At 72.1% G+C, this 5,435-nt stretch carries 6 protein-coding genes; 5 read left to right on the forward strand and 1 reads right to left on the reverse strand.

What is annotated here, in order from left to right; translation table 11 throughout:
- Positions 1-157 precede the first annotated feature (157 nt).
- The 4 genes from ACWGDE_RS35715 to ACWGDE_RS35730 all read left to right on the forward strand — a co-directional run bounded on the left by ACWGDE_RS35715 (position 158) and on the right by ACWGDE_RS35730 (position 3,867).
- Entirely contained in the window at positions 158-649 is a 492-nt protein-coding gene (locus ACWGDE_RS35715) for a hypothetical protein (protein ID WP_453393233.1), read from the forward strand.
- Between the two features lie 145 nt (positions 650-794).
- The gene (locus tag ACWGDE_RS35720; protein WP_453393234.1) at positions 795-1,952 is read left to right on the forward strand and encodes an acyl-CoA dehydrogenase family protein; all 1,158 of its coding nucleotides are present in this window, start codon (positions 795-797) and stop codon (positions 1,950-1,952) included.
- A 34-nt stretch (positions 1,953-1,986) separates the two neighbouring features.
- Entirely contained in the window at positions 1,987-2,865 is an 879-nt protein-coding gene (locus ACWGDE_RS35725; RefSeq protein WP_453393235.1) for an acyl-CoA thioesterase, read from the forward strand.
- A 27-nt stretch (positions 2,866-2,892) separates the two neighbouring features.
- On the forward strand, positions 2,893-3,867 hold the full coding sequence (locus ACWGDE_RS35730) for a cation diffusion facilitator family transporter (protein WP_453393236.1): 975 nt from the start codon (positions 2,893-2,895) through the stop codon (positions 3,865-3,867).
- On the opposite strand, the gene ACWGDE_RS35735 is transcribed toward ACWGDE_RS35730, so the two are convergent.
- Positions 3,845-4,306 (reverse strand): MarR family winged helix-turn-helix transcriptional regulator, encoded by a 462-nt coding sequence (locus tag ACWGDE_RS35735; protein ID WP_453393237.1) that lies wholly within the window; start codon positions 4,304-4,306, stop codon positions 3,845-3,847. The genes ACWGDE_RS35730 and ACWGDE_RS35735 overlap by 23 nt on opposite strands.
- A 176-nt stretch (positions 4,307-4,482) precedes the next feature.
- On the opposite strand from ACWGDE_RS35735, the gene ACWGDE_RS35740 reads away from it, so the two are divergent.
- Positions 4,483-5,331 (forward strand): SDR family NAD(P)-dependent oxidoreductase, encoded by an 849-nt coding sequence (locus ACWGDE_RS35740; protein ID WP_453393238.1) that lies wholly within the window; start codon positions 4,483-4,485, stop codon positions 5,329-5,331.
- Positions 5,332-5,435: the final 104 nt, after the last annotated feature.

Below are 5,435 nucleotides of genomic sequence, written 5' to 3' on the forward strand. Positions count from 1 at the left end.
GACCCAGGGGACCCGGGCTGCGCCCGAGCTCCTGGGGCTCCGCCCCAGACCCCGCGCCTCAAACGCCGGCGGGGCTGGATTTACCAGCCGCGGCGCCGCCCCCGAGCCGCCCGCGGAGCGAGTCGCGGTCCGTGGCGTCCGGGGTGACTCTGGGGACATGAAACGGCCGGACAGTTCCCCGGAGCCGCGGGGATGGGGGCCGCGCCCGCCCCAGGGCCCGCCCCCGCACCCGTACCCGACCCCGCCCCCGGCGCGACGGCGCCGCCGGTGGCCGTGGGTCCTGCTCGGCCTGCTCCTGCTGATGCTCGGCGGCTGCGTCGCGCTCTTCGCCGTCTTCGTGGACGAGGTGTCCGAGGAGGCCTCGCGGCCCGCCCGGATCGCGTACGCGGCGACCGGCACGGCCTCGGGCGTGACCGTCACCTATTCGACCTATCGGGGCGGAAACCTGGCCACCAGTCAGGCCGGCGGCCTGACCCTGCCGTGGACGGAGGAGCTCACCACGAAGGGCTTCGTCAAGGGCGGTGCGCTCATCGTCACGCTGGGCGCCGACGGCGGCACCGCCACCTGCTCGGTCCGGGTGGACGATTCCGCGCCCATCACGGCGACGGCCACCGGACCCTTCGCCTCCGCCGTCTGCAAGGGCTTCTAGGCCTCGCAGACCGAACGAGCCCCCCTCGGGTCTCGCCGAGCGTGCCGGACCTCACTCTGGACAGCGAGGGCAACTCGCCGGTAACTTAATCTGAGCAAGCGCTTAGGCATAAGCGGCGGACCGCCGCGACCGAAGGGAGCCGGCCGTGCGCCGTACCGTTTTTGACGAGGACCACGAGGCGTTCCGCGAGACCATCCGCGCCTTCATCGAGGCCGAGGTCGTCCCGGTCTACGACGAGTGGTTCGCGGCCGGCCAGGCTCCTCGCGACTTCTACTACAAGCTCGGCGAGCTGGGCATCTTCGGGATCAACGTCCCCGAGGAGTTCGGCGGCGCGGGCCTGGACACCCACAAGTTCGAGGCCGTCCTCTACGAAGAGACCTCGCGCGCGGGCGTCCAGTTCGGCGGCTCCGGCGTGCACGTGCTGCTCGCCCTCCCGTACATCAAGATGCTCGCCAACGACGAGCAGAAGAAGCGCTACCTCGAGAAGTTCGTCACCGGCGAGGAGATGTGGGCCCTCGCGATGACCGAGCCGGGCACCGGCTCCGACGTCGCGGGCATGAAGACCACCGCCAAGCTCTCCGAGGACGGCACGCACTACGTCCTCAACGGCTCCAAGACCTTCATCACGGGCGGCGTCCACGCCGACCGCGTGATCGTCTGCGCCCGCACCTCCTCCCCGCGCGAGGACGACCGCCGCTTCGGCATCTCCCTCTTCGCCGTGGACACCAAGTCCGAGGGCTACTCCATCGGCCGCAAGCTCGACAAGCTCGGCCTGCGCACCTCCGACACCGCCGAGCTGGCGTTCGTCGACGTGAAGGTCCCGGTCGAGGACCTGCTCGGCGAGGAGAACAAGGGCTTCTACTACCTCGGCGCCAACCTGCCGTCCGAGCGCTGGGGCATCGCCTTCGGCGCCTACGCGCAGGCCAAGGCCGCCGTCCGGTTCGCCCAGCAGTACGTGACCGACCGCACCGTCTTCGGCAAGCCGGTCGCGCACTTCCAGAACACCAAGTTCGAACTGGCCGCCTGCCAGGCCGAGGTGGACGCCGCCGAGGCCGTCGCCGACCGCGCCCTGGAGGCCCTGGACGCCGGTGAGCTCACCGCCGCCGAGGCCGCTTCCGCGAAGCTGTTCTGCACCGAGGTCGCGCACCGCGTCATCGACAAGTGCCTCCAGCTGCACGGCGGCTACGGCTACATGAACGAGTACCCGATCGCCCGCCTGTACGCCGACAACCGCGTGAACCGCATCTACGGCGGCACCAGCGAGGTCATGAAGTCCATCATCGCCAAGTCCATGGGCCTGTAAGTCCGAGATCCGTCACGGCACTTACGCTTCCCCCATGAACGAGGCACTGACGACGCTCCTCGATCTGCTCGACCTCGAGCAGATCGAGGAGAACATCTTCCGCGGTACCAGCCGTTCGGCGCTGGTACCGCGCGTCTTCGGCGGCCAGGTCGCGGCCCAGGCCCTGGTGGCGGCCGGCCGCACCGTGCCCCCGGACCGCACCGCGCACTCGCTGCACTCGTACTTCCTGCGCACCGGTGACGCCGGCGCGCCCATCGTGTACACGGTCGACCGGATCCGCGACGGGCGTTCCTTCACCACGCGCCGGGTCGTCGCCGTCCAGCACGGGCAGCCGATCTTCCACCTCTCCGCGTCCTTCCAGACGTACGAGGAGGGCCTCGACCACCAGGCCGCGATGCCCGAGGCGCCCGATCCCGAGACCCTCCCGACGGCCGCCGAGTCGCTCCCCCTCTACCGCGAGATCTTCCGCGACCCGGGCACGGTCGAGCGGCTGATCGACGCGCGCGGCGCGGTCGACCTGCGGTACGCGACCGTCCCGCCCTGGGGCACCGTCGGCGAACCCGTCGAACCGCGCTCGCAGGTGTGGTTCCGTACCGCCGGCAAGCTCGACAGCGCCGATCCGCTGCTGCACACCTGCCTGGCCACGTACGTCTCCGACATGACCCTGCTCGACTCGGTGCTGCTCGCCCACGGGCGGGGCGGCTGGGCGGTCGGCGACGTGGTCGGCGCCTCGCTGGACCACGCGATGTGGTTCCACCGGCCGTTCCGCGCGGACGAGTGGCTCCTCTACGACCAGGAATCGCCTTCGGCGGCCGCCGGACGGGGCCTGGGCCAGGCCCGGATCTGGACCCAGGACGGCCGGCTGGCCGTGACGGTCATCCAGGAGGGCGTGGTGCGCGTCCCGCGCGCGTAGTACGGCCGTCCGACGTACCGTCACTTCATGTCCAGCAGCGGTGGGAACGAAGACGAAAGCGTCGGGACGGTCGTCGTCGCCGTGGTCACGAACCTCGGCATCGCCGCCGCCAAGGCGGTCGGCGGCATCGTCAGCGGATCGAGCGCGATGCTCTCCGAGGCCGCCCACTCGGTGGCCGACACCGTCACCGAGGTCCTCCTGCTGGCCTCCCTCAAGCGCAGCGCGAAGCCGGCGGACGAGGCGCACCCCCTGGGATACGGGCCCGAGCGGTACATCTGGGCGCTGCTCGCCTCGATCGCCACCTTCGTCGGCGGCGCGGTGTTCGCGGTGTACGACGGCATCCACACGCTGGTCCACGGGGAGGACCCGGGGAACCCGACGCTGTCCTACGTCATCCTCGCCGTCGCCTTCCTGCTGGAGGGCTACTCGCTGCTGGTGGCCTGGCGGCAGGTCAAGGGCGAGGCCGCGCGGATGCGGGCGCCCCTGGGGCTGTACGTGAAGCACACCCCGGACACCGCGGTGAAGGCGGTCCTGCTGGAGAACGTGGCCGCGCTGATCGGCCTGGCGCTGGCGGCCGGCGGCCTGCTGGGCGCGCAGCTCACCGGATCGGGCGCGTACGACGGGGTGGCCTCGCTGCTGATCGGGCTGCTGCTGGTGTGGGTGGCCTGGGAGCTGGGCCGCTCGAACGCGCAGTACCTGATCGGACGGCCGCTGCCGCCCGGGATGCGGGCGGAGGTCCGCGAGGAGCTGCTCTCCGTGCTGCACATCGAGGGCGTACTGGAGCTGACCACGCTGGTGCAGGGGCCGTCGGAGGTGCTGATCGCGGCGAAGGTCGACTTCCACGACCTGGCGTCGGCGCGGCAGGTGGAGGCGGCCTGCGAGGAGGCCGAGGCGCAGCTGCGCGAGCGCTTCCCGGCGATCCGCCGGGTGTACCTGGACCCGACGCCGACGCCGGAGCCCACGGCCGACACCGCTCCCCCTACTCCTGCGGGCGGGCCTTGAGCTTGGCCCATACGGCTTCCAGCGCGGCGATGTCCGCATCGTCGAGCCGGTCGTCGAAGACCTCGGCCAGCGCCTCGCGGCGGGTGGCGTCGGCCTCGGCGAAGGCGCGGCGGCCGGCGTCGGTGAGGGCGACGCGGATCGAGCGGGCGTCCGTCGGGGACGGTATCCGCTCGACGAGGCCGCGGGCCTGGAGCGAGTCGGTGACGCGCGAGACCTGACTGCGGCTGAGCAGGGTCCTGGCCCCCAGCTCGGAGGGGGCGACCGGCTCCGGCTGGGCCTGCAGCCACAGCATGACCTCGAACCAGGACAGCGGCAGGTCGTGGCGGCGGGTGAGGGCCTGGTCCACCCGGGCGGTGAGGGTGGTGCCCGCCCATACGAGGCCGTAGAAGGCGTGGTCGCGGGCGGTGAGACCGCCCAGGGTGAGGTCGTTGTGCGCCATTCGGTCAGGGTACCCGCTTGTGTGCACGCACACACAACGATAATGTGTGTGTGCACGCACGGATGTATCGGGTTGAGCGGACCCCTTCCCGCTCCCGTGCACTCCATTGCGTCAACCGCGTCAACGCGCGGCTTTCCCCGCACCCCGGCACGACACCCCGCACCCAGGAGACCCCCATGACCAGCAAGACCGTCCTCATCACCGGCACCTCCTCCGGCATCGGCCTCGCCGCCGCGGTGGCGGCCGCCGGGGCCGGCTGGCACACCGTCGCCACCATGCGCGACACCGGCCGCGCCGACGCCCTGCTCAAGGCCGCCGAGGAGGCCGGCGTCCGGGACCTCGTACAGGTCAAGCGGCTCGACGTCACCGACGCCGCGTCCGTCGCCGCCTGCGTGGCCGAGGTCGTCGCCGAGCACGGGCGGCTCGACGCGGTGGTCAACAACGCCGGCGCGGGTTCCGTGGGCACCATCGAGCAGCAGGGGATGGAGCCGGTGCGCGCGGCGATGGAGGTGAACTACTTCGGCGTCGTCGCGCTCACCCACGCGGCCCTGCCGCACCTGCGGGCCACCGGTGGCCGGGTCATCACGGTCACCAGCGTCGGCGGGGTCGTCGGCCAGCCCTTCAACGAGGCCTACTGCGCGGCGAAGTTCGCGGTCGAGGGGTTCATGGAGTCGCTCGCGCCGGTCGCCGCGAGCGTCGGGGTGCACGTCACCGTGGTCGAACCGGGTGCCGTGACCAGCGAGTTCGTCGCCAGCCTGGAGCTCGACATCCCGGCGATGATCGCCGAGGCCGGGCCGTACGCGCCGGCGCTGTCCGCGTACGTCGCCCGCACGACGCAGTCCTACTCCAGCTCCGGCGCGCAGACCTCCGAGGAGGCGGCCGCGCCGATCGTCGAGGCGCTGACCGCCGAGCGGCCCGCGTTCCGGGTCCAGACCTCGGACTGGGCCCGCGAGTTCGTCTCCCCGAAGCTCGCGGACCTCGACGGCTCGGCCGTCCAGACGATCACGACCAGCTGGCTCAGCTGACGGCTCCGCCGGCCGGCCCGGGCCCTGCGGGGCATGTCCCCTACCCGTCCTTCCCCCGTTCCCAGGGCTCCGCCCCGACCCGCCCTGGGGCTCCGCCCCAGACC

It is taken from the genome of Streptomyces sp. NPDC054956 (genome assembly GCF_053609185.1).